21 protein-coding genes are annotated in these 17,366 nt (G+C 45.5%); 18 read left to right on the top strand and 3 right to left on the bottom strand.

The window, feature by feature from the left end; translation table 11 throughout:
- Positions 1-4: 4 nt before the first annotated feature.
- From gcvPA to RBH91_RS14125, 5 genes are all read left to right on the top strand, one after another.
- Entirely contained in the window at positions 5-1,351 is a 1,347-nt protein-coding gene (gene gcvPA / locus RBH91_RS14145) for an aminomethyl-transferring glycine dehydrogenase subunit GcvPA (RefSeq protein WP_307891988.1), read from the top strand.
- Positions 1,344-2,798: an aminomethyl-transferring glycine dehydrogenase subunit GcvPB gene (gcvPB, locus tag RBH91_RS14140; RefSeq protein ID WP_307891987.1), complete on the top strand. Its 1,455-nt coding sequence runs from the start codon at positions 1,344-1,346 to the stop codon at positions 2,796-2,798. Before gcvPA ends, gcvPB begins: the two co-directional genes overlap by 8 nt.
- A gap of 373 nt (positions 2,799-3,171) precedes the next feature.
- Complete coding sequence (opuAA, locus tag RBH91_RS14135) at positions 3,172-4,428, top strand: glycine/proline betaine ABC transporter ATP-binding protein OpuAA (RefSeq protein ID WP_307891986.1); 1,257 nt, start codon at positions 3,172-3,174, stop codon at positions 4,426-4,428.
- 3 nt (positions 4,429-4,431) lie between these two features.
- Complete coding sequence (gene opuAB, locus RBH91_RS14130) at positions 4,432-5,286, top strand: glycine/proline betaine ABC transporter permease subunit OpuAB (protein ID WP_076761836.1); 855 nt, start codon at positions 4,432-4,434, stop codon at positions 5,284-5,286.
- Entirely contained in the window at positions 5,286-6,167 is an 882-nt protein-coding gene (locus tag RBH91_RS14125) for a glycine betaine ABC transporter substrate-binding protein (RefSeq protein ID WP_148957337.1), read from the top strand. Before opuAB ends, RBH91_RS14125 begins: the two co-directional genes overlap by 1 nt.
- 78 nt (positions 6,168-6,245) lie before the next feature.
- On the opposite strand, the gene RBH91_RS14120 is transcribed toward RBH91_RS14125, so the two are convergent.
- Positions 6,246-6,632, bottom strand: a complete 387-nt coding sequence (locus RBH91_RS14120; RefSeq protein ID WP_076761834.1) for a rhodanese-like domain-containing protein — start codon at positions 6,630-6,632, stop codon at positions 6,246-6,248.
- A gap of 180 nt (positions 6,633-6,812) precedes the next feature.
- Between RBH91_RS14120 and RBH91_RS14115 the strand changes: the two genes are divergently transcribed.
- The 3 genes from RBH91_RS14115 to RBH91_RS14105 all read left to right on the top strand — a co-directional run bounded on the left by RBH91_RS14115 (position 6,813) and on the right by RBH91_RS14105 (position 9,168).
- Entirely contained in the window at positions 6,813-7,649 is an 837-nt protein-coding gene (locus RBH91_RS14115; RefSeq protein ID WP_307891985.1) for a lipoate--protein ligase family protein, read from the top strand.
- A 93-nt stretch (positions 7,650-7,742) separates the two neighbouring features.
- Positions 7,743-8,171 (top strand): transcriptional regulator MntR, encoded by a 429-nt coding sequence (gene mntR / locus RBH91_RS14110; protein ID WP_076761832.1) that lies wholly within the window; start codon positions 7,743-7,745, stop codon positions 8,169-8,171.
- Between the two features lie 121 nt (positions 8,172-8,292).
- Positions 8,293-9,168: a patatin-like phospholipase family protein gene (locus RBH91_RS14105; RefSeq protein ID WP_307891984.1), complete on the top strand. Its 876-nt coding sequence runs from the start codon at positions 8,293-8,295 to the stop codon at positions 9,166-9,168.
- On the opposite strand, the gene RBH91_RS14100 is transcribed toward RBH91_RS14105, so the two are convergent.
- The gene (locus RBH91_RS14100) at positions 9,165-9,551 is read right to left on the bottom strand and encodes an SA1362 family protein (protein WP_307891983.1); all 387 of its coding nucleotides are present in this window, start codon (positions 9,549-9,551) and stop codon (positions 9,165-9,167) included. The genes RBH91_RS14105 and RBH91_RS14100 overlap by 4 nt on opposite strands.
- Positions 9,552-9,591: 40 nt before the next feature.
- Entirely contained in the window at positions 9,592-10,545 is a 954-nt protein-coding gene (locus RBH91_RS14095; RefSeq protein ID WP_307891982.1) for a DUF1385 domain-containing protein, read from the bottom strand.
- Between the two features lie 251 nt (positions 10,546-10,796).
- Between RBH91_RS14095 and RBH91_RS14090 the strand changes: the two genes are divergently transcribed.
- From RBH91_RS14090 to spoIIIAE, 10 genes are all read left to right on the top strand, one after another.
- The gene (locus RBH91_RS14090; RefSeq protein ID WP_076761828.1) at positions 10,797-11,333 is read left to right on the top strand and encodes a YqhR family membrane protein; all 537 of its coding nucleotides are present in this window, start codon (positions 10,797-10,799) and stop codon (positions 11,331-11,333) included.
- A 92-nt stretch (positions 11,334-11,425) separates the two neighbouring features.
- Complete coding sequence (gene aroQ, locus RBH91_RS14085) at positions 11,426-11,860, top strand: type II 3-dehydroquinate dehydratase (protein ID WP_076761827.1); 435 nt, start codon at positions 11,426-11,428, stop codon at positions 11,858-11,860.
- Between the two features lie 14 nt (positions 11,861-11,874).
- The gene (locus RBH91_RS14080; RefSeq protein ID WP_307891981.1) at positions 11,875-12,936 is read left to right on the top strand and encodes a M24 family metallopeptidase; all 1,062 of its coding nucleotides are present in this window, start codon (positions 11,875-11,877) and stop codon (positions 12,934-12,936) included.
- Between the two features lie 30 nt (positions 12,937-12,966).
- Positions 12,967-13,524 carry an elongation factor P gene (gene efp / locus RBH91_RS14075; protein WP_076761825.1) on the top strand — a complete coding sequence of 186 codons (558 nt, stop codon included), beginning with the start codon at positions 12,967-12,969 and terminating at the stop codon, positions 13,522-13,524.
- 161 nt (positions 13,525-13,685) lie between these two features.
- Positions 13,686-13,967 (top strand): YqhV family protein, encoded by a 282-nt coding sequence (locus RBH91_RS14070; RefSeq protein WP_307894755.1) that lies wholly within the window; start codon positions 13,686-13,688, stop codon positions 13,965-13,967.
- Between the two features lie 93 nt (positions 13,968-14,060).
- Positions 14,061-14,984, top strand: coding sequence for a stage III sporulation protein AA (spoIIIAA, locus tag RBH91_RS14065; protein ID WP_307891980.1), 924 nt, complete (start codon positions 14,061-14,063; stop codon positions 14,982-14,984).
- Complete coding sequence (spoIIIAB, locus tag RBH91_RS14060; RefSeq protein WP_076761823.1) at positions 14,978-15,493, top strand: stage III sporulation protein SpoIIIAB; 516 nt, start codon at positions 14,978-14,980, stop codon at positions 15,491-15,493. Before spoIIIAA ends, spoIIIAB begins: the two co-directional genes overlap by 7 nt.
- Positions 15,494-15,515: 22 nt before the next feature.
- On the top strand, positions 15,516-15,722 hold the full coding sequence (spoIIIAC, locus tag RBH91_RS14055; RefSeq protein ID WP_003183409.1) for a stage III sporulation protein AC: 207 nt from the start codon (positions 15,516-15,518) through the stop codon (positions 15,720-15,722).
- A gap of 12 nt (positions 15,723-15,734) precedes the next feature.
- Entirely contained in the window at positions 15,735-16,130 is a 396-nt protein-coding gene (spoIIIAD, locus tag RBH91_RS14050) for a stage III sporulation protein AD (RefSeq protein WP_254926369.1), read from the top strand.
- 23 nt (positions 16,131-16,153) lie between these two features.
- On the top strand, positions 16,154-17,365 hold the full coding sequence (gene spoIIIAE / locus RBH91_RS14045; RefSeq protein ID WP_307891979.1) for a stage III sporulation protein AE: 1,212 nt from the start codon (positions 16,154-16,156) through the stop codon (positions 17,363-17,365).
- Position 17,366 lies beyond the last annotated feature (1 nt).

The raw sequence follows: 17,366 nt of genomic DNA, 5'->3' as shown, positions 1-17,366 counted from the left end.
GAAGATGAAGCACCGCTACCTGCCAGCGACAGATCAGGATAAAAAAGAAATGCTTGAGGCGATTGGAGTCGGCAAGATTGACGATTTATTCTCTGATATCCCGGAAAGCGTCAGATTTAAAGGCGAATATCAGATCAAAAAGGCAAAGTCCGAGACGGAGCTCACCAAAGAGCTCGTAAAGCTTGCGGCAAAAAATAAGGACACGGGGGCATACGCCTCATTTTTGGGGGCGGGCGTTTATGATCATTATCAGCCCGTTATCGTCGATCACGTGATTTCGCGGTCTGAATTTTATACGGCCTATACACCGTATCAGCCGGAAATTTCTCAAGGAGAGCTTCAGGCGATTTTTGAATTTCAAACGATGATTTGCGAGCTGACGGGAATGGATATCAGCAACTCATCGATGTATGACGGAGGAACGGCATTAGCGGAAGCCGCGATGCTTGCTTCAGGGCATACGAAAAAGAAAAAAATCGTCGTGTCCGAAACCGTTCACCCGGAATCGCGCGAAGTGTTAAAAACATATGCAAAAGGGCAGTACATCGATGTGATTGAAGTCCCTTCCAAAAACGGAACAGCAGATCTTGCGGCCCTCGATGAGGCAGTCTGTGAGGAAACCGCTGCAGTGATCGTCCAATACCCTAACTTTTTCGGACAGATTGAACCGCTGAAAGAGATTGAGCCGATCGCCCATAAAGGAAAATCCATGTTCATTGTTTCCGCCAATCCGTTGGCTCTCGGCCTCTTAACACCGCCTGGGACATTCGGTGCGGACATCGTCGTCGGAGATGCCCAGCCATTTGGGATACCGGCCGCTTTCGGTGGGCCGCACTGCGGGTTTTTTGCCGTCACGAAAAAACTGATGAGAAAGGTCCCGGGGCGTCTGATCGGGCAGACTGAAGATGAAAATGGCAAAAGAGGCTTTGTTTTAACACTGCAGGCGAGGGAACAGCATATCAGGCGCGATAAAGCGACATCAAATATTTGCTCCAATCAGGCGCTCAATGCGCTTGCCGCTTCTGTAGCCATGACGGCGTTCGGCAAAAAGGGCGTCAGAGAGATCGCTTGGCAGAACATGCAAAAATCGGCTTATGCAAAAGAAGCCGCTAAACGGGCGGGCCTTGCAGTCGCCTTTGAAGGACCGATGTTCAACGAGTTTGTTGTCAGGCTGAATGAGCCTGTTTCAGAAGTTAACGAACGCCTGCTTGAAAAAGAGATCATCGGCGGCTACGACCTCGGCGCTTCATACCTTGATTTAAACCAGCATATGCTGATCGCTGTCACAGAGCTCAGAACAAAAGAAGAAATTGATACACTCATGAATGAATTGGGGGATCGCCATGAATAATCAGGATCAATCGCTTATTTTTGAAGTATCGAAAGAAGGCCGGGTCGGCTACAGCCTGCCTGAGCTGGACGTCCCTGAAACAGATGTATCAGACCTCATTGCTGGAGCGTATATCAGAGATGAGCCGGCTGAGCTCCCCGAAGTGTCTGAGCTCGATATCATGCGTCACTATACCGCTTTATCAAGGCGCAATCACGGCGTCGATTCTGGCTTTTATCCGCTCGGTTCCTGCACGATGAAATACAACCCGAAGCTGAATGAAAAAATCGCGAGGATTCCCGGTTTTTCTTCGATTCATCCGCTTCAGGATGAACGGACTGTGCAAGGGGCACTAGAGCTGCTGTATGACTTGAGCAAGCATCTGGAAGAGATTACAGGAATGGATGAAGTCACACTTCAGCCGGCTGCTGGGGCGCATGGAGAGTGGACCGGGCTGATGATGATCCGAGCTTTTCATGAAGCAAACGGCGATCATAAAAGGACAAAGGTCATCGTTCCAGACTCTGCACACGGCACAAATCCTGCATCGGCAACGGTTGCCGGTTTTGAAACGGTTACGGTCAAATCAAATGCTGACGGGCTTGTTGATCTTGAGGATTTAAAGCGGGTCGTAGATAAAGAGACAGCAGCTTTGATGCTGACCAATCCAAACACCCTCGGCCTTTTTGAGGAAAATATTTTGGAAATGGCTGAAATCGTCCACCAAGCCGGAGGAAAGCTGTATTATGACGGAGCGAACCTGAACGCAGTACTCAGCAAAGCGCGACCGGGCGACATGGGATTTGACGTCGTGCATTTAAACCTCCACAAAACCTTCACAGGCCCTCACGGAGGCGGAGGACCAGGCTCAGGGCCCGTTGGTGTCAAGAAAGAGCTGATTCCGTATCTGCCGAAGCCTGTTCTAGTGAAAAAAGACGGCCGCTATACATTTGACAATGACCGCCCTCAATCAATCGGCAGGGTCAAGCCGTACTACGGAAATTTCGGCATTAATGTAAGAGCCTATACGTATATTCGCTCAATGGGGCCGGACGGGCTGAAAGAGGTCACAGAAAACGCCGTATTAAATGCGAATTATATGATGAGAAAACTGGCACCTTATTACGATCTGCCGTTTGACCGCCATTGCAAGCATGAGTTTGTACTGTCGGGAAGGCGCCAGAAAAAGCTTGGAGTCAGAACGCTGGATATCGCCAAGCGTCTGTTGGATTTCGGTTTCCATCCGCCGACGATATACTTCCCGCTTAATGTTGAAGAATGCATCATGATCGAGCCGACAGAAACAGAATCAAAAGAAACGCTCGATGCGTTTATCGAAACAATGATCCAGATTGCCCGAGAAGCGGAGGAAAACCCTGAAATCGTTCAGGAAGCACCGCACACAACCGTGGTCAAACGAATGGATGAAACGAAAGCGGCCCGCCAGCCCGTGCTTCGATTTGAATAGGTGAATGAAAGCCGGCGAATTTGATTCGCCGGTTTTTTTCATTTTTTATAATGAAAGAATCCATTCGGTGTAAGCGGATTCTTTAGCGGGTGAGAAGGATTTTACCTTTATCAAGCAGTTAAATTCATAAAATTTAAATTAAAAATGATAATTATCTTCGAAAACATGATAGTTTCAGTGTTTTCTCATGATGTAATGGTTTAATTTACCTTAATAAAAGAGGATTGCAGAGCATTTAGAAGCATTTGCAAGGTTGCAGAGGGATAATCGATTATATGAAGGTATGATACAAAATTAAAGCGAATATGCCGTTTGTCTCATATGTTACATAAATGTTACGGTATATTAGATTGCTTAATACGGGAGGAGAAATATGAGTCTAGACGATAAATCAATTAAGATAAAAGTCGAAAAAGTATCCAAGGTTTTTGGAAAGCAGACAAAAAAAGCCACACAGTTGCTTGCCAGCGGTAAAACCAAAAAAGAAATTCTGAAAGAAACCGGAGCAACCGTTGGGGTGAATCAAGCAGACTTCAGCGTATACGACGGCGAGATATTTGTCATCATGGGTCTATCAGGGAGCGGTAAATCAACTTTGGTTCGGATGTTGAACCGGCTGATTGAACCGACTGCCGGAAATGTATATATAGATGGTGACATGATAACAAATATGTCCAAAGACCAGCTTCGTGAAGTGAGACGAAAAAAAATCAGTATGGTCTTTCAAAAGTTCGCTCTCTTTCCGCATAGAACAATTCTTGAAAATACCGAGTATGGATTGGAGCTGCAGGGAGTAGACAAAAGCAAACGCCAGCAAAAAGCGCTTGAATCCTTAAAGCTCGTCGGCCTTGAAGGATATGAGCAGCAATATCCTGATCAGCTGAGCGGCGGGATGCAGCAGCGTGTCGGGCTGGCCCGTGCCTTGACGAATGATCCCGATATTCTGCTGATGGACGAAGCGTTCAGCGCTCTTGATCCGCTGATTCGTAAGGATATGCAGGATGAACTCTTAGATCTGCATGAATCGGTGGGAAAAACGATTATTTTCATCACTCACGATCTGGATGAAGCATTGCGAATCGGCGACCGCATCGCGCTGATGAAAGACGGAAACATCGTGCAAATCGGCACGCCGGAAGAAATCCTGATGAATCCATCAAACGAATATGTTGAAAAATTCGTTGAAGATGTTGATTTATCTAAAGTGCTGACGGCCGGACACATTATGAAGCGTGCGGAAACCGTGCGTGTTGATAAAGGCCCGCGCGTTGCATTGACGCTGATGAAAAATCTGGGGATCTCATCCATTTACGCTGTCGATAAACACAATAGGCTTCTTGGCACAATTGATGCGGAGACCGCCAAGAAAGCGGCTGAAAAAGGCCAGGTTCTTGAGACGGTGATTTCAAAAGAAATGAAGACGGTACAACAGGATGTTGTACTGACTGACATTTTTGAAATGGTTTCTGACGCCAGCATTCCAATCGCTGTTGTTGATGAAAAAGAGCGGATGAAAGGCATTATTGTCAAAGGCGCTCTGATCGGAGCCCTTGCCGGCAGTGACCAATATATCAACGTAAATCATGTATCAACTGATGAAGTTGAAGCCGTTATGCAGGAGGTGAGATAAAGCATGTTTACATTTTCCTCACTTCCCCGTATTCCTTTAGCCGATTGGATCGATCAGTTTGTGGATTGGCTGACCATGTCGTTCGGAGGCGTATTTGACGGAATTGCAAAAGGGGTGGAAGCTTTTGTTGATGTGATTGTCCAAGGCTTAGGCTTTATTCCGCCGGTGTTATTGACCGTTATATTTGCGGCTCTCGCTTGGCTGATCAGCAAAAAGGGAATTGCACTCTTTACATTGATCGGATTTTTTATTATCGATTATTTGGGTTATTGGGACGCAATGCTGCAAACATTGGCACTTGTCGTCACTTCCGTCCTGATTTCAGTCATTATCGGAATTCCGGTCGGTATCTGGGGTTCTCAAAAGAAAACAGTCCAGAGAATCGTTACGCCTATCCTTGACTTAATGCAGACGATGCCGGCATTCGTTTATTTGCTTCCAGCTATTTTCTTCTTCAATATCGGAGTTGTTCCGGGTGTTGTGGCTTCCGTTATATTTGCGATGCCTCCAACCATCCGGATGACGATCTTAGGTATTCAGCAAGTGCCTGAGGATCTGATTGAAGCAACAGAAGCCTTTGGTTCGACAACAAGTCAGCGGCTCTTTAAAGTTCAGCTGCCGCTCGCAACAAAAACCATTTTGGCGGGTATCAACCAAAGCATCATGCTTGCTTTGTCAATGGTTGTTATCGCATCTATGGTGGGCGCTCCGGGACTCGGAGAAGAAGTCTATCGCGCTGTCACACAGCTGAAAACAGGTACTGGTGTAGAAACCGGGCTTGCGATTGTCATTATCGCAATCGTACTGGACCGGGTTACACAAAATATAAGAATGAAAAAAAGCAGGGGGAATGCGTAATGTGGAAAAAGATAGCAGGAATTGGCGCCGCAGCCGCACTGACATTAGGTCTGGCTGCTTGCGGCAGCAGCAATGATGAAAATGCTTCAGTAGGTGATCAGGTCGATTATAAAATTACAGGCATTGACCCGGGTGCAGGCATCATGACTGCGACGGATCAAGCGGTGAAGGACTATGATCTCAGCAAATGGACAGTAACATCTGGGTCAAGCTCAGCGATGACCGCTGCTTTGAAAAAAGCGTACGACAAAAAAGAACCGATTATTATTACGGGATGGACGCCGCATTGGATGTTCTCAAAATACGATTTGAAATACTTGAAAGATCCTAAAGGTTCATACGGTGATGCTGAAGAAATTCACACTATCACGCGCAAAGGGTTTAAAGATGATCATCCAGGCGCAAACAAACTGCTGAGCCAGTTCAGCTGGACAGAGGATGATATGGGTGAAGTCATGCTTGCCGTTCAGGAAGGCAAAAAACCGGAAGAAGCTGCAGCTGATTTCGTGAAAAAACATCAAGATCTCGTTGAAAAATGGACAAAAGGCGTCGATAAAGCAGACGGCGAAGAAATTAAGCTCGGCTATGTCGCGTGGGACAGTGAAATTGCCAGCACACATGTAGTAGGCAAAGTTCTTGAAGATCTGGGCTACAAGGTCACGCTCAGCCAAGTTGAAGCAGGCCCGATGTGGACCGGAATTGCAGATGGAAGTGTCGATGCTTCACTCGCTGCATGGCTTCCGCAAACGCATAAAACATATGCCGAAAAATACGATGGCAAATTTGAAGATGTCGGTACAAGTATGACAGGCGTAAAAATTGGCCTTGTCGTTCCGACATATATGAAAGATGTCAATTCAATTGAAGACTTGAAAAAATAATGAACAAAGCCGGCGAAACTCGTTCGCCGGCTTATTTTTGTTTATAAAAAGGCTGTCTCAGATCAAGACAGCCTTCCATTATTTCTTCGTTTTAATTTTTCCGCCCCATTTTTTAAAGCCGCCTTTCAGGTTGTAAATCTCCTGACAGCCGTGTTTGCGCAGTGTCTGTGCGGCTCGTCCGCTTCTGACATTGTTTTGGCAGTAAAGATAAACAGGTTTGTCAGGACGGACTTCGATTTTTCTTTGCTTAAGCTGTGAAAGCGGAATGTTTCTCGCACCTAAAATATGGCCGCCTTCAAATTCGTTCGGTTCACGCACATCAATGAGCTGTGCTTTGCGATAGCCGGCCCGGAATTCTTCTTCTGACAAGGTTTTCATAATGCGCTGCTGGTAGATGTATGAAACCACCGCGTAAATGATCAGCGCGGCGCAAATGATGAGAACGATAATGCTGCTGGTAGACAATCTGATCCGACTCCTTTTTGAATCATCCCGCCTGAATGCGGGAATTTTTTATCGATATGTTAAGACACATACTATTATAGTAAAGGCTAGGAAATCTGTCATCTGATTAGCCCGAATTTATTTTCAATTTTAAGAGGGAATGGTAGACTTATTTTATACCAAAGAAAAAGAGGGTAGGTTATGGAAAAAGAAACATGGCGTTTTATTGACTCGGGACGGCAGGCTCCCGCTTTTAATATGGCTCTTGATGAGGCGCTGCTATATTGGCACAGCCAAAAAAAAATTCCGCCGACGATCCGCTTTTACGGATGGAACCCGCCAACGCTTTCGGTCGGCTATTTTCAAAATATTGAAAAGGAGATCGATCTTGAGGCTGTCAAAAAACACGGTTTGGGCTTTGTCAGAAGGCCGACAGGCGGAAGAGGCGTTCTCCATGATCAAGAGCTCACCTATAGTGTGATTGTATCTGAAGAACATCCGGAAATGCCGCAGACGGTGACAGAAGCATACAGAGTTATTTCTGAAGGCATCCTTGAAGGGTTTAGAGAACTGGGGCTTGATGCATATTTCGCAATTCCGAGAACGGAAAAAGAAAAGCAGAGCCTCAAAAGCCCAAGGTCATCCGTCTGCTTTGATGCGCCGTCCTGGTATGAGCTCGTTGTCGAAGGCAGAAAGGTCGCCGGAAGCGCTCAGACGAGACAAAAAGGGGTTATTCTGCAGCATGGATCGATTCTGCTTGATCTGGATGAGGACAAGCTGTTTGATCTGTTTATCTACAAAAACGACCGCCTCAGGGAGCGCATGCAGCGGAGCTTTAAACAAAAAGCGGTTGCCATAAATGAGTTGACAGCTAAAAAAGTGACAATTGAAGAAGCGAGCACAGCGTTTAAAAAAGGGTTCGAAAAAGGCCTGAACATCCATCTGCAGCCTTATGAGCTTACGAAGGAAGAAACGGAGTTTGTCGAGGATCTGTCCCGGACCAAATATGCGACAGATGAATGGAATTTTAAAAGATAATACCGGCTGAAAACGTTATCCGATTGCTTGTTTTTTACATGCACATAGTGTAAACTTGTTATGATTTGAATAGGTGTGATTTGGAGGGATTTGATGACAACACCGAGTATGGAAGATTACATAGAACAAATTTATATGCTGATAGAAGAAAAAGGATATGCCAGAGTCTCAGATATTGCAGAAGCTTTAGCCGTCCATCCCTCCTCGGTTACAAAAATGGTTCAAAAACTCGATAAAGACGAATATTTGATTTATGAAAAGTATCGCGGCCTCGTGCTGACGCCTAAAGGGAAAAAAATAGGCAAACGTTTAGTATACAGACATGAATTATTGGAGCAGTTTTTACGAATCATTGGTGTTGACGAAGAGAAAATTTATGATGATGTCGAAGGAATTGAACATCATTTAAGCTGGAACAGCATTGACCGTGTCGGAGATCTTGTGCAATATTTTGAAGATGACCGCAAAAGAATCGACGACTTGAGAAACGTTCAAAAAAGAAATGAACAGGACAATCAATAGAAAAAGCTGACCGGATCACCGGCGGCTTTTTTCATTTTGCCGGCTTCTTGTCTCATGGTCTTTTTTAACCGTTCCCTTCTTAAAATGGTGTTAGGGCCATCTTTTAAGGGGGGAGAACGACATGTACATAGACGGGGTTTTCTCAGGCGGCGGAATGAAAGGCATTGCACTTGTAGGGGCATATGAAACGCTTGAAAAACGCGGCTTCCGTTTTAAGAGACTGGCCGGAACAAGCGCCGGTTCGATCATTGCATCACTTATCGCAGCCGGATATACGAGCGCGGAGATCAGCCGTATGATGGAAGAATTAAATGAACGTGAGCTCCTCGATCCGAGGTTTTCATTTTTGCCTTTAAAAATGCTGCAATGGGCTTCAATTTATTGGCGGCTTGGCCTTTATAAGGGAGATAAATTAGAAAACTGGATTTCCGAAAAATTAAAAGCAAAGGGCATTTCGGTGTTCGGCGATTTTGACAAAGGAAAACTGAAGCTGATCGCTTCAGATTTAACGAATGGCAAAATGCTTGTTCTGCCTGATGATTTAAACAGATACGGCTTGAACCCCGAGCGTTTTTCCGTCGCCAGGGCGGTGCGGATGAGCTGCAGCATCCCTTACTTTTTTGAACCGGTTAAACTGAAATCTTCCTCCGGCATCTGCACAGTGGTTGACGGCGGGGTGCTGAGCAATTTTCCGATCTGGCTGTTTACCGCCGAAAAAAAACGGCCGGTTTTAGGTGTTACATTAATGCCCAATGAAAAAGAAAGACCGAAGAAAACGATCGGTAATGCGTTTGAGCTGTTCGGAGCGCTTTTTGAGACGATGAAGGAAGCCCATGATGCCAGACATATCGCAACTAAACATGAACGAAACATTATTTTTTTGCCGGTTGAAGAAGTGCTGTCGACAGAATTTGCGATTTCGGCAGAAAAAAAACTAGCTCTGATTGAGCTAGGAAAAAAACGAACAGAATTATTTTTGAAACAGTGGACGTATTAAAAGAAAGCCCTGTTTTTCTTTTTGCTTTTTTTGCCTTCAATCACCGTCAGCTGAGTCTGGCTTTTTTTCTTAACCGAAACGGGCTTGGATTTATTGATAGACGGCACGCTTCTAAGATGATTGACCCGGCCTTTTAAGGAGCGCTTTTTATGATCCTGAAAACGCCTGTTGGATTGTTTGGCTGCTTTCTTAAAAGCGGCTCCTTCACTCCCTATATCGCGATTGGAAATGCGTTTGATCACAAAGTAAATGATCGCGCCGACCGCGGCAAATACAAGCAGGTATTGCAGCAGCCGGCCCGGACTTGTGATAGCGAAATAGACAAACCCAAAAATTCCAAGCGCAATAACTAAAGCTGAGACAGGATGTACGCGTTGCTTCATAACTGTCCACCTCCCAAAAAATTAACCAATTCGTTAGAATTTAAATTACGATATTAGAAGGTTCCTTCTGTTCGTCCTCTGCTTTGGTCTCCATATGAAGAAGTTCGTTAAAGCTTTCGATTGCCACTTCCACCTGGTCGTCAGACGGCTCTTTTGTCGTCAAAAGCTGCAGCCAGAGGCCTGGATAGCCCAAGACCTTAAGCACTGGTATGTTTCTCACTTTGTTTGTCAGCTGCAGCACTTCAAAGGAAATGCCGAGAACAACCGGTATCAGCGCGATTCTATTCAAAATACGGACCCAGAGAGGGTCAGCAGGAACAAGCAAGTAAACAAACATGCCCACGATCACGGTAAATAAAATGAAGCTGCTTCCGCATCTGTAATGAAGCCTTGACTGGCGCTGAACATTTTCAACCGTAATCGGCAAATTTTGTTCGTAACAGTTTATGACCTTGTGTTCGGCTCCGTGATATTGAAAAACCCTTTTAATAAAAGGAGTGCACGATATCGCGTAAATATAGCCTAAGAGAAGGATCAGCTTAAAAAAGCTCTCGATCATAATCTGTGCGACGTCAGACTGGAAGACCGGCCGGGTGAGCTCCGCTAGAAAAACGGGAACAAGTGTAAAGATAAATTTGCTGAAAAGGAATGAAAGCACACCGACTGCGGCAAGGCCGAAGATCATCGTTAGTTTTGACTGCTTCTCTTCTTGCAATTGATCATCTAAAGAAGGGTCGCGGTCATATCGTTCACTTGAAAAGTTCAAATGCTGGGTGCCGTTTGCGCTGGCCTCAACAATTGCGATGATCCCTCTGAGAAAAGGGATTTTCTTCAATTTTTCAAGTGTCGGGTTTGTTTTGCGGCGCAGCCTGAAAAATTCAATGCTCCGGTCTTTCCTGCGGATCGCGGTTACATAATGGCGTCTGCCGCCAAACATAACCCCTTCGACGACAGCCTGCCCTCCGTAAGCGGGCCGTTTACTTTGATTTGACATATGCATCAACCTATCTGTATCAATCTATGATTAAATTAACCATTTCCTTACACCTATTGTACAGGAAAAATGCTGAAACCTCTAGATTGACGAGCCTAAAAATTTAAGAATTTCGAACTCCTGCGAATGTCAAATCTAATTAAAGTATACCCTTTTTCGTTATTTTTACACGCCGGTTTAAAAAACTTGGCAAAATGATGTTGGCGCCGCTGTTTTTGGACATACTGGAGATGGAGGTGAACGAGAGCAGTATGAGCAATGAAGACAATCAGAAACAGCCGGAAAAATTGGAGCAAAATAAGCGGGAAACCCCTATGTCCTTCACAGGACGGGTGATCACGACGGGTTTTGTCGGCGGCGTTCTCTGGAGCGCTTTAGCTGAGCTCGCCTATCTTTTTAAGTTTTCAGAAGTCAATCCGAACATGATTCTCCAGCCTTTTGTACTCGGTGAGTGGAAAAACGGATTTCTTGGAACGGTAATCAGCATTCTTTTGATCGGGGTTATTTCCATCGGGGCGGCATTGATTTACTTCGGCTGCCTGAAACAAGTAAAAGGCATATGGGGCGGTGTGGTATTCGGAGCTGTTTTGTGGGTCATTGTGTTCTATCTGTTTAATCCGATGTTTCCAGATGTTCAGACTGTGCCTGAATTAAAGAGGGAAACGGTGGTGACGACACTTTGCATCTACTTGCTGTACGGTTTGTTTGTCGGCTATTCGATTTCATTTGAATACAATGAATTGAATTCTGAAAAGCTTTCGCGGGCGCTTGGAGAATCAAGAGAATAGTGTTGATAAGTAAAGCAATATGATAAAATGTTCACTGTAAGTGGACATTTTTTTTGGCGTGAAGTTCTTGAATTAAAAAAGGAGGAAAAGAGTTGCCGCATATTTTAATATTGAACGGTCCGAATTTAAACCGATTGGGAAAGCGCGAACCTGAAGTTTACGGGAAAGACACATTAACCGATTTGGAAAAAAAGCTTTTTCAATTTGCTGAAGGCGTTCAAGCTGAGCTGACTTTTTTTCAATCGAATCATGAAGGAGATATCATTGATGCGCTTCATGAAGCAGAGGAGCAATACGATGGCGTTGTTTTAAACCCGGGTGCTTTTTCGCATTACAGCTATGCCATCCGCGATGCAGTGGCTGCCATCAGCATACCGGTGGTCGAAGTTCATCTTTCAAATCCTCAGGCAAGAGAAGCGTTTCGCCATCAGTCAGTCATTGCTCCTGTCGCGAGAGGCCAGATCGCCGGACTTGGTTTTGAAGGCTACAAGCTTGCCGTCTGTTATTTTTTGAACAATAACAAATAGGGGGACTTAAGACAATGAAACTTAATAAATTGAGAGAGCTTTTCAGCGGTCTTGGAATCGAAGGGCTTTTGGTTACGAGCAGCATCAATTTGCGGTACATAACAGGGTTCACCGGCTCTTCAGGTCTTGCGGTCATTTCTGAAGACAAAGCGGTCTTTATTACGGATTTCCGTTATATGGAGCAGGCGAAAAAACAAGCCAGCGGCTTTGAAATCGTTCAGCATTCCGGCGGAATCGTGCAAAAAACCGCTGATGTGATCAAAGAAATGGGACTAAATAAAATCGGATTTGAGCAGGATAAGATGACATACGGGACATATGCTTCCTACAAAGACAGGCTTGGTGCGGCCGAGCTTGTTCCGGTTTCTCAATCGGTGGAAAAGTTGCGCTTGATTAAGTCAAGTGAAGAGATTAAGATATTAAAGGAAGCTGCAAAGATTGCAGATGATGCATTCAGCCATATTCTGACGTTTATCAAGCCCGGCATCGCAGAAATTGCAATCGCCAATGAGCTTGAATTTTACATGCGAAGCCAGGGGGCGGATCATTCTTCATTCGATATGATCGTTGCTTCAGGATTGCGCTCAAGTCTGCCTCACGGCGTGGCAAGCGATAAAGCCGTCGAGAAGGGCGACCTTGTGACGTTGGATTTTGGGGCCTACTATAAAGGATACTGCTCGGACATTACGCGTACGATCGCGGTAGGCGAGCCGAGCGACGAACTGAAAAGCATTTATCAAACCGTATTTGAAGCGCAGGCTATCGGCATGCGGAATATCAAGCCGGGAATCACCGGAAAACAGGCTGACGCTTATACAAGGGACTATATTTCTTCAAAGGGCTACGGCGATTATTTCGGCCATTCAACAGGCCACGGCCTCGGCATGGAAGTACATGAAAGTCCGGCGCTTTCAGCACGTTCAGATCAGCCTCTTGAAAAAGGCATGGTCGTAACGGTTGAACCGGGAATCTACATACCTGGCACAGGTGGAGTCAGAATAGAGGATGATATCGTGCTCACTGACGGAGGGAACGAGTCCCTTACCCATTCCGCAAAAGATTTAATTATTTTATAATCCGTTGATTGGAGCAATAGGAGGATAATCATGATTTCAGTAAACGATTTTCGCACAGGTTTAACAATTGAAGTAGACGGAGGCATCTGGCGCGTTGTTGACTTCCAGCACGTCAAGCCTGGAAAAGGTGCTGCCTTTGTCCGTTCAAAACTGAGAAATCTCCGCACAGGCGCGATTCAGGAAAAAACATTCCGTGCAGGGGAAAAAGTGGCGCGCGCCCAAATTGAAACAAAAACGATGCAGTATTTGTATGCAAACGGCGATCAGCACGTTTTTATGGATACAACCAGCTACGAACAGCTTGAGCTGAATGCGTCGCAAATCGAACACGAGCTCAAATTCTTGCTTGAAAACATGTCCGTTCACATCGTGATGTATCAGACGGAGACACTCGGAATCGAACTTCCGAATACAGTCGAGCTGAAGGTTGTGGAAACAGAACCTGGCATTAAAGGCGACACAGCGTCTGGCGGAACAAAACCAGCAAAAACTGAAACAGGTCTGGTTGTCAACGTGCCTTTCTTCGTTAACGAAGGGGATAAGCTCGTTGTCAATACTTCTGACGGATCTTACGTATCAAGAGCATAAATCATATTAGAGAGACAAGAGCCGGCTTTTATAAAGCCGGCTCTTTTTCTGCTGCCTGAATCTTGCATAAGAGCTCCCAATAGAAAAATCAGAAGACTACTTTTTAAAGAGAGAGCATAGATTGTAAAAAAAGCCCGAAGTGTTACTGGAGGTTTAAGATGATGAAGTTTTTCTTTGGACAAGTCAATCCGACGGTATTGTCAATGGCGGCTTTAAGAGTGGTGTCTTCCCTGATCGAGCTGACGGCGGCTGTTGTGATGCTCTTGACGAACGATGTCCGTAAAGCCGTGGCGGTGAACAGCGTTCTTGCAATGGTCGGACCGCTGATCTTTATTATTACGATGACAATCGGAATATATCAAATTGCAGGGCAGCTTTCATATGCAAAGCTGATATTGATTTTTATGGGAGTTGTTTTCATTATTGCGGGCATCTACAAATAAAGAAAGCAGGCTGAGAGAGTCCGACTTGTCATAAAGTCTTCCTTTGATCATACATTTTTATAGAAGACAAGCTAAAAAGAGGAGGGAGTGTTTTTGCATCACATCACAGAGATTCTCCCTGATACGATTAAACGTGCGCTTAGCGGAATTAAAGAACATGAAGTTGATCAGATAGAAGAAATTCGGATTAGGACAAGTCGTCCGCTCGAACTGGTCAAGAAAGGCAGTCCGCTTTTTTTGAATTATGCGGCAACATCTGAAGATGCAGCGCTGCTCTTGAACAGGCTGGGCAATTACAGTATGTATACGCTTGAAGAGGAATTGAAAAAAGGATATGTCACCATCAGAGGCGGACACCGCGTAGGTCTTGCCGGGCGGGTTGTCGTAGAAAATGGAGCTGTAAAAGGAATCAGGGAAATTTCATCATTCAATATTCGCATTGCAAAAGAAAAAATCGGCATATCAAAGCCGTATGTGCCGCATTTATTTCAAAGCGTCTGGCTGAATACGCTGATCATCGGCCCGCCTCAAACTGGTAAAACAACCTTGCTCAGAGATCTTGCAAGACTGATCAGTACGGGAAGCGGCAGCATCCCCGCCAAAAAAGTCGCGATCATTGATGAAAGATCTGAGATTGGCGGGTGTGTAAACGGCATCCCCCAATATCGGTTTGGTGACCGCGTAGATATTCTTGACGCCTGCCCAAAGGCGGAAGGTCTGATGATGATGATCCGGTCGATGAGTCCGGAGGTGGTGATTGCAGATGAGATTGGCAGAATGGAAGACGCCGAAGCGCTTTTAGAAGCGGTGCATGCGGGTGTTTCGGTCATCGTCTCCGCCCACGGATTCACATATTCAGATATCGCAAAGCGGCCTTCGCTGAAACTGCTCAGGGAATACGGTGTTTTTCAGCGGATCGTAGAGCTTTCCAGAAAGAACGGACCCGGCAGCTTAAGCCGCATCTACAACGGAGACGGAGAGCCGCTCAAAACGAATCAGAGGGTTTTATCATGCTGAAGCTTTTGGGGGCCGTGCTGATTTTGGCCGCTGCCACATGGACGGGATTTGAAATGGCCAAACCTTTCAGTGAAAGGCCGAAGCAAATCCGTCAGCTTCTTGCCGCGTTACAGTCATTGGAAGCTGAAATCATGTACGGACACACACCGCTCCGCATGGCTTCAAAACATATCGCAGAACAGCTGTCGAAACCCGTTTCCTCCTTGTTTGAAACATTTTCAGAAAAACTGGAAGAAGGCAGCGCTTCAGCCGGAGCAGCCTGGGAGGAGAGTTTGCAGACCGTATGGCCTGAAACGTCTCTTAAGAAAAAAGAATTTGATATTTTAAGGCAATTTGGAGAAACCCTTGGCCGTCATGATCTGATTTCTCAGCAAAAGCATATCAAACTGGCGTTAACCCATTTAGAAACGGAAGAAACTGAAGCAAATCTCGCCCAGGCAAAAAATGAAAAAATGGTCAAAAGTCTTGGGTTTTTATCGGGACTTCTGCTGATTCTTCTATTGATGTAATGAAGAGGGGAGCATACATGAAATGGGAGTAGACGTAAATATTATTTTTCAGATAGCCGGCGTCGGAATCGTCGTCGCATTTCTCCACACCATACTGGATCAAATGGGGAAGAAAGAATATGCCCAATGGGTCACGCTTTTAGGATTTATTTATATTTTATTCATGGTGGCTACTGTCGTCGATGATCTGTTCCAAAAGATAAAAGCTGTCTTTCTATTTCAAGGATAGGGGGGCTCACTCATTGAAATCGTTCAAATCGTAGGATTAGGAATGATTGCAACCTTCCTCAGCTTGATTGTTAAAGAGCAGAAACCGACATTTGCTTTTCTGATTGTCGTTTTTGCAGGCTGCACGATCTTTTTATTTCTAGTGGACCAGGTCTACGAAATCATCCGTATGATTGAAAAAATAGCCGCCAATGCAAATATCAATATGATGTATGTCGAAACGATTTTAAAAATCATCGGAATTGCTTATATCGCGGAGTTTGGCGCGCAGCTGACAAAAGATGCCGGGCAGGGGGCGATTGCCTCGAAAATTGAACTGGCGGGAAAAATCCTCATTTTAGTCATGGCCGTTCCCATTTTAACCGTTATTATCGAAACCATCATCGGGCTGATCCCTTCCATGTCATAGTCAGAAAGGAGGATTTCCTGAGTATGAAGCGTTTTCTGTTCTGGCTGTTTGTCATCGGAATCATCTGTTTCGGAGCGCGTGATGTACAAGCTGTGCAAAAAGACGGGGAAGAGCCGCAGGCTGAAGCGGGAGCAGCTGAGAAATCAGCCGAAGCGATGGCGGAAAAGCAGGCTGAAACACTGGAACTCGACCGGGTCGGAGAGTTTTGGAACAAGATTATGACAGACTATGGCGGACATCTTCCTGAAAGTCAAAAAGGAAGTTTACTGGAATTTATCAAGGGAGAAAAGCATTTTTCGCCTGAAGAGTGGGTCAAGGCGCTTTTTTCCTACATGTTCCATGAAGTGCTGGCAGGAGGCAAGCTGCTCGGAACCTTGATCCTCTTAACCATTTTCTGCGTGTTGCTTCAGCTTTTGCAAAATGCGTTCCAGCAAAGCACCGTCAGCAAAGTCGCCTATGCGATCGTTTACATGGTTCTGATCATTCTTGCGCTGAACAGCTTTCGGATCGCTGTCACATATGCGAATGAAGCGATCCAATCCATGACAAGCTTCATCTTATCGCTCATTCCCCTGCTTCTCGCGCTTATGGCGTCCTCGGGAGGGGCTGCTTCAGCCGCTTTTTTTCATCCTGTGATTCTCTTTTTAATGAACTCAAGCGGTTTGTTTATCCAATTTGTCGTCCTGCCGCTTTTGTTTTTATCAGCGATTTTGAGCATTGTCAGTACCATGACAGAGCAATACAAAGTCACACAGCTCGCCCAGCTTTTAAGGAATGTGGCAATCGGGACGCTGGCCGCTTTTTTAACCGTATTTCTCGGGGTCATATCGGTTCAGGGCGCATCAGCTGCTGTCACGGACGGGATCACGTTGAGGACGGCGAAATTCATCACCGGCAACTTCATTCCCGTATTGGGCCGCATGTTTACGGAAGCGACAGATACCGTGATCAGCGCTTCTCTTCTGCTCAAAAACACCGTCGGGATTCTCGGGGTTGCGATCTTGATTTGCATCGCTGCTTTTCCTGCTATCAAAATCCTCTCGCTTGCGCTGATATACAAAATAGCTGCTGCTGTTTTGCAGCCGCTTGGGGGAGGCCCGGTCATCAGCTGCCTTGATGTCATCAGCAAAAGCGTCATCTACATTTTTGCGGCGATGGCTATTGTGTCTCTCATGTTTTTCTTAAGCTTAACCGTCATTATTACAGCCGGGAATCTGACCATGATGATGAAGTAGG

Source organism: Bacillus swezeyi, from assembly GCF_030908325.1.
In the GTDB taxonomy this organism is placed as follows: Bacteria; Bacillota; Bacilli; order Bacillales; family Bacillaceae; genus Bacillus; species Bacillus swezeyi.
Note: the sequence above shows the minus strand (reverse complement) of the source record. Positions and strands in the feature narration are given on the sequence as shown.

What these genes read in the sequence shown, in the direction of transcription:
- gcvPA (WP_307891988.1), top strand. Translation starts at nt 5, where the DNA reads ATGAAGCACCGCTACCTGCCAGCGACAGATCAGGATAAAAAAGAAATG.
- gcvPB (WP_307891987.1), top strand. Translation starts at nt 1,344, where the DNA reads ATGAATAATCAGGATCAATCGCTTATTTTTGAAGTATCGAAAGAAGGC.
- opuAA (WP_307891986.1), top strand. Translation starts at nt 3,172, where the DNA reads ATGAGTCTAGACGATAAATCAATTAAGATAAAAGTCGAAAAAGTATCC.
- opuAB (WP_076761836.1), top strand. Translation starts at nt 4,432, where the DNA reads ATGTTTACATTTTCCTCACTTCCCCGTATTCCTTTAGCCGATTGGATC.
- RBH91_RS14125 (WP_148957337.1), top strand. Translation starts at nt 5,286, where the DNA reads ATGTGGAAAAAGATAGCAGGAATTGGCGCCGCAGCCGCACTGACATTA.
- RBH91_RS14115 (WP_307891985.1), top strand. Translation starts at nt 6,813, where the DNA reads ATGGAAAAAGAAACATGGCGTTTTATTGACTCGGGACGGCAGGCTCCC.
- mntR (WP_076761832.1), top strand. Translation starts at nt 7,743, where the DNA reads ATGACAACACCGAGTATGGAAGATTACATAGAACAAATTTATATGCTG.
- RBH91_RS14105 (WP_307891984.1), top strand. Translation starts at nt 8,293, where the DNA reads ATGTACATAGACGGGGTTTTCTCAGGCGGCGGAATGAAAGGCATTGCA.
- RBH91_RS14100 (WP_307891983.1), bottom strand. Translation starts at nt 9,551, where the DNA reads ATGAAGCAACGCGTACATCCTGTCTCAGCTTTAGTTATTGCGCTTGGA.
- RBH91_RS14095 (WP_307891982.1), bottom strand. Translation starts at nt 10,545, where the DNA reads ATGTCAAATCAAAGTAAACGGCCCGCTTACGGAGGGCAGGCTGTCGTC.
- RBH91_RS14090 (WP_076761828.1), top strand. Translation starts at nt 10,797, where the DNA reads ATGAGCAATGAAGACAATCAGAAACAGCCGGAAAAATTGGAGCAAAAT.
- RBH91_RS14080 (WP_307891981.1), top strand. Translation starts at nt 11,875, where the DNA reads ATGAAACTTAATAAATTGAGAGAGCTTTTCAGCGGTCTTGGAATCGAA.
- efp (WP_076761825.1), top strand. Translation starts at nt 12,967, where the DNA reads ATGATTTCAGTAAACGATTTTCGCACAGGTTTAACAATTGAAGTAGAC.
- RBH91_RS14070 (WP_307894755.1), top strand. Translation starts at nt 13,686, where the DNA reads ATGAAGTTTTTCTTTGGACAAGTCAATCCGACGGTATTGTCAATGGCG.
- spoIIIAB (WP_076761823.1), top strand. Translation starts at nt 14,978, where the DNA reads ATGCTGAAGCTTTTGGGGGCCGTGCTGATTTTGGCCGCTGCCACATGG.
- spoIIIAC (WP_003183409.1), top strand. Translation starts at nt 15,516, where the DNA reads ATGGGAGTAGACGTAAATATTATTTTTCAGATAGCCGGCGTCGGAATC.
- spoIIIAE (WP_307891979.1), top strand. Translation starts at nt 16,154, where the DNA reads ATGAAGCGTTTTCTGTTCTGGCTGTTTGTCATCGGAATCATCTGTTTC.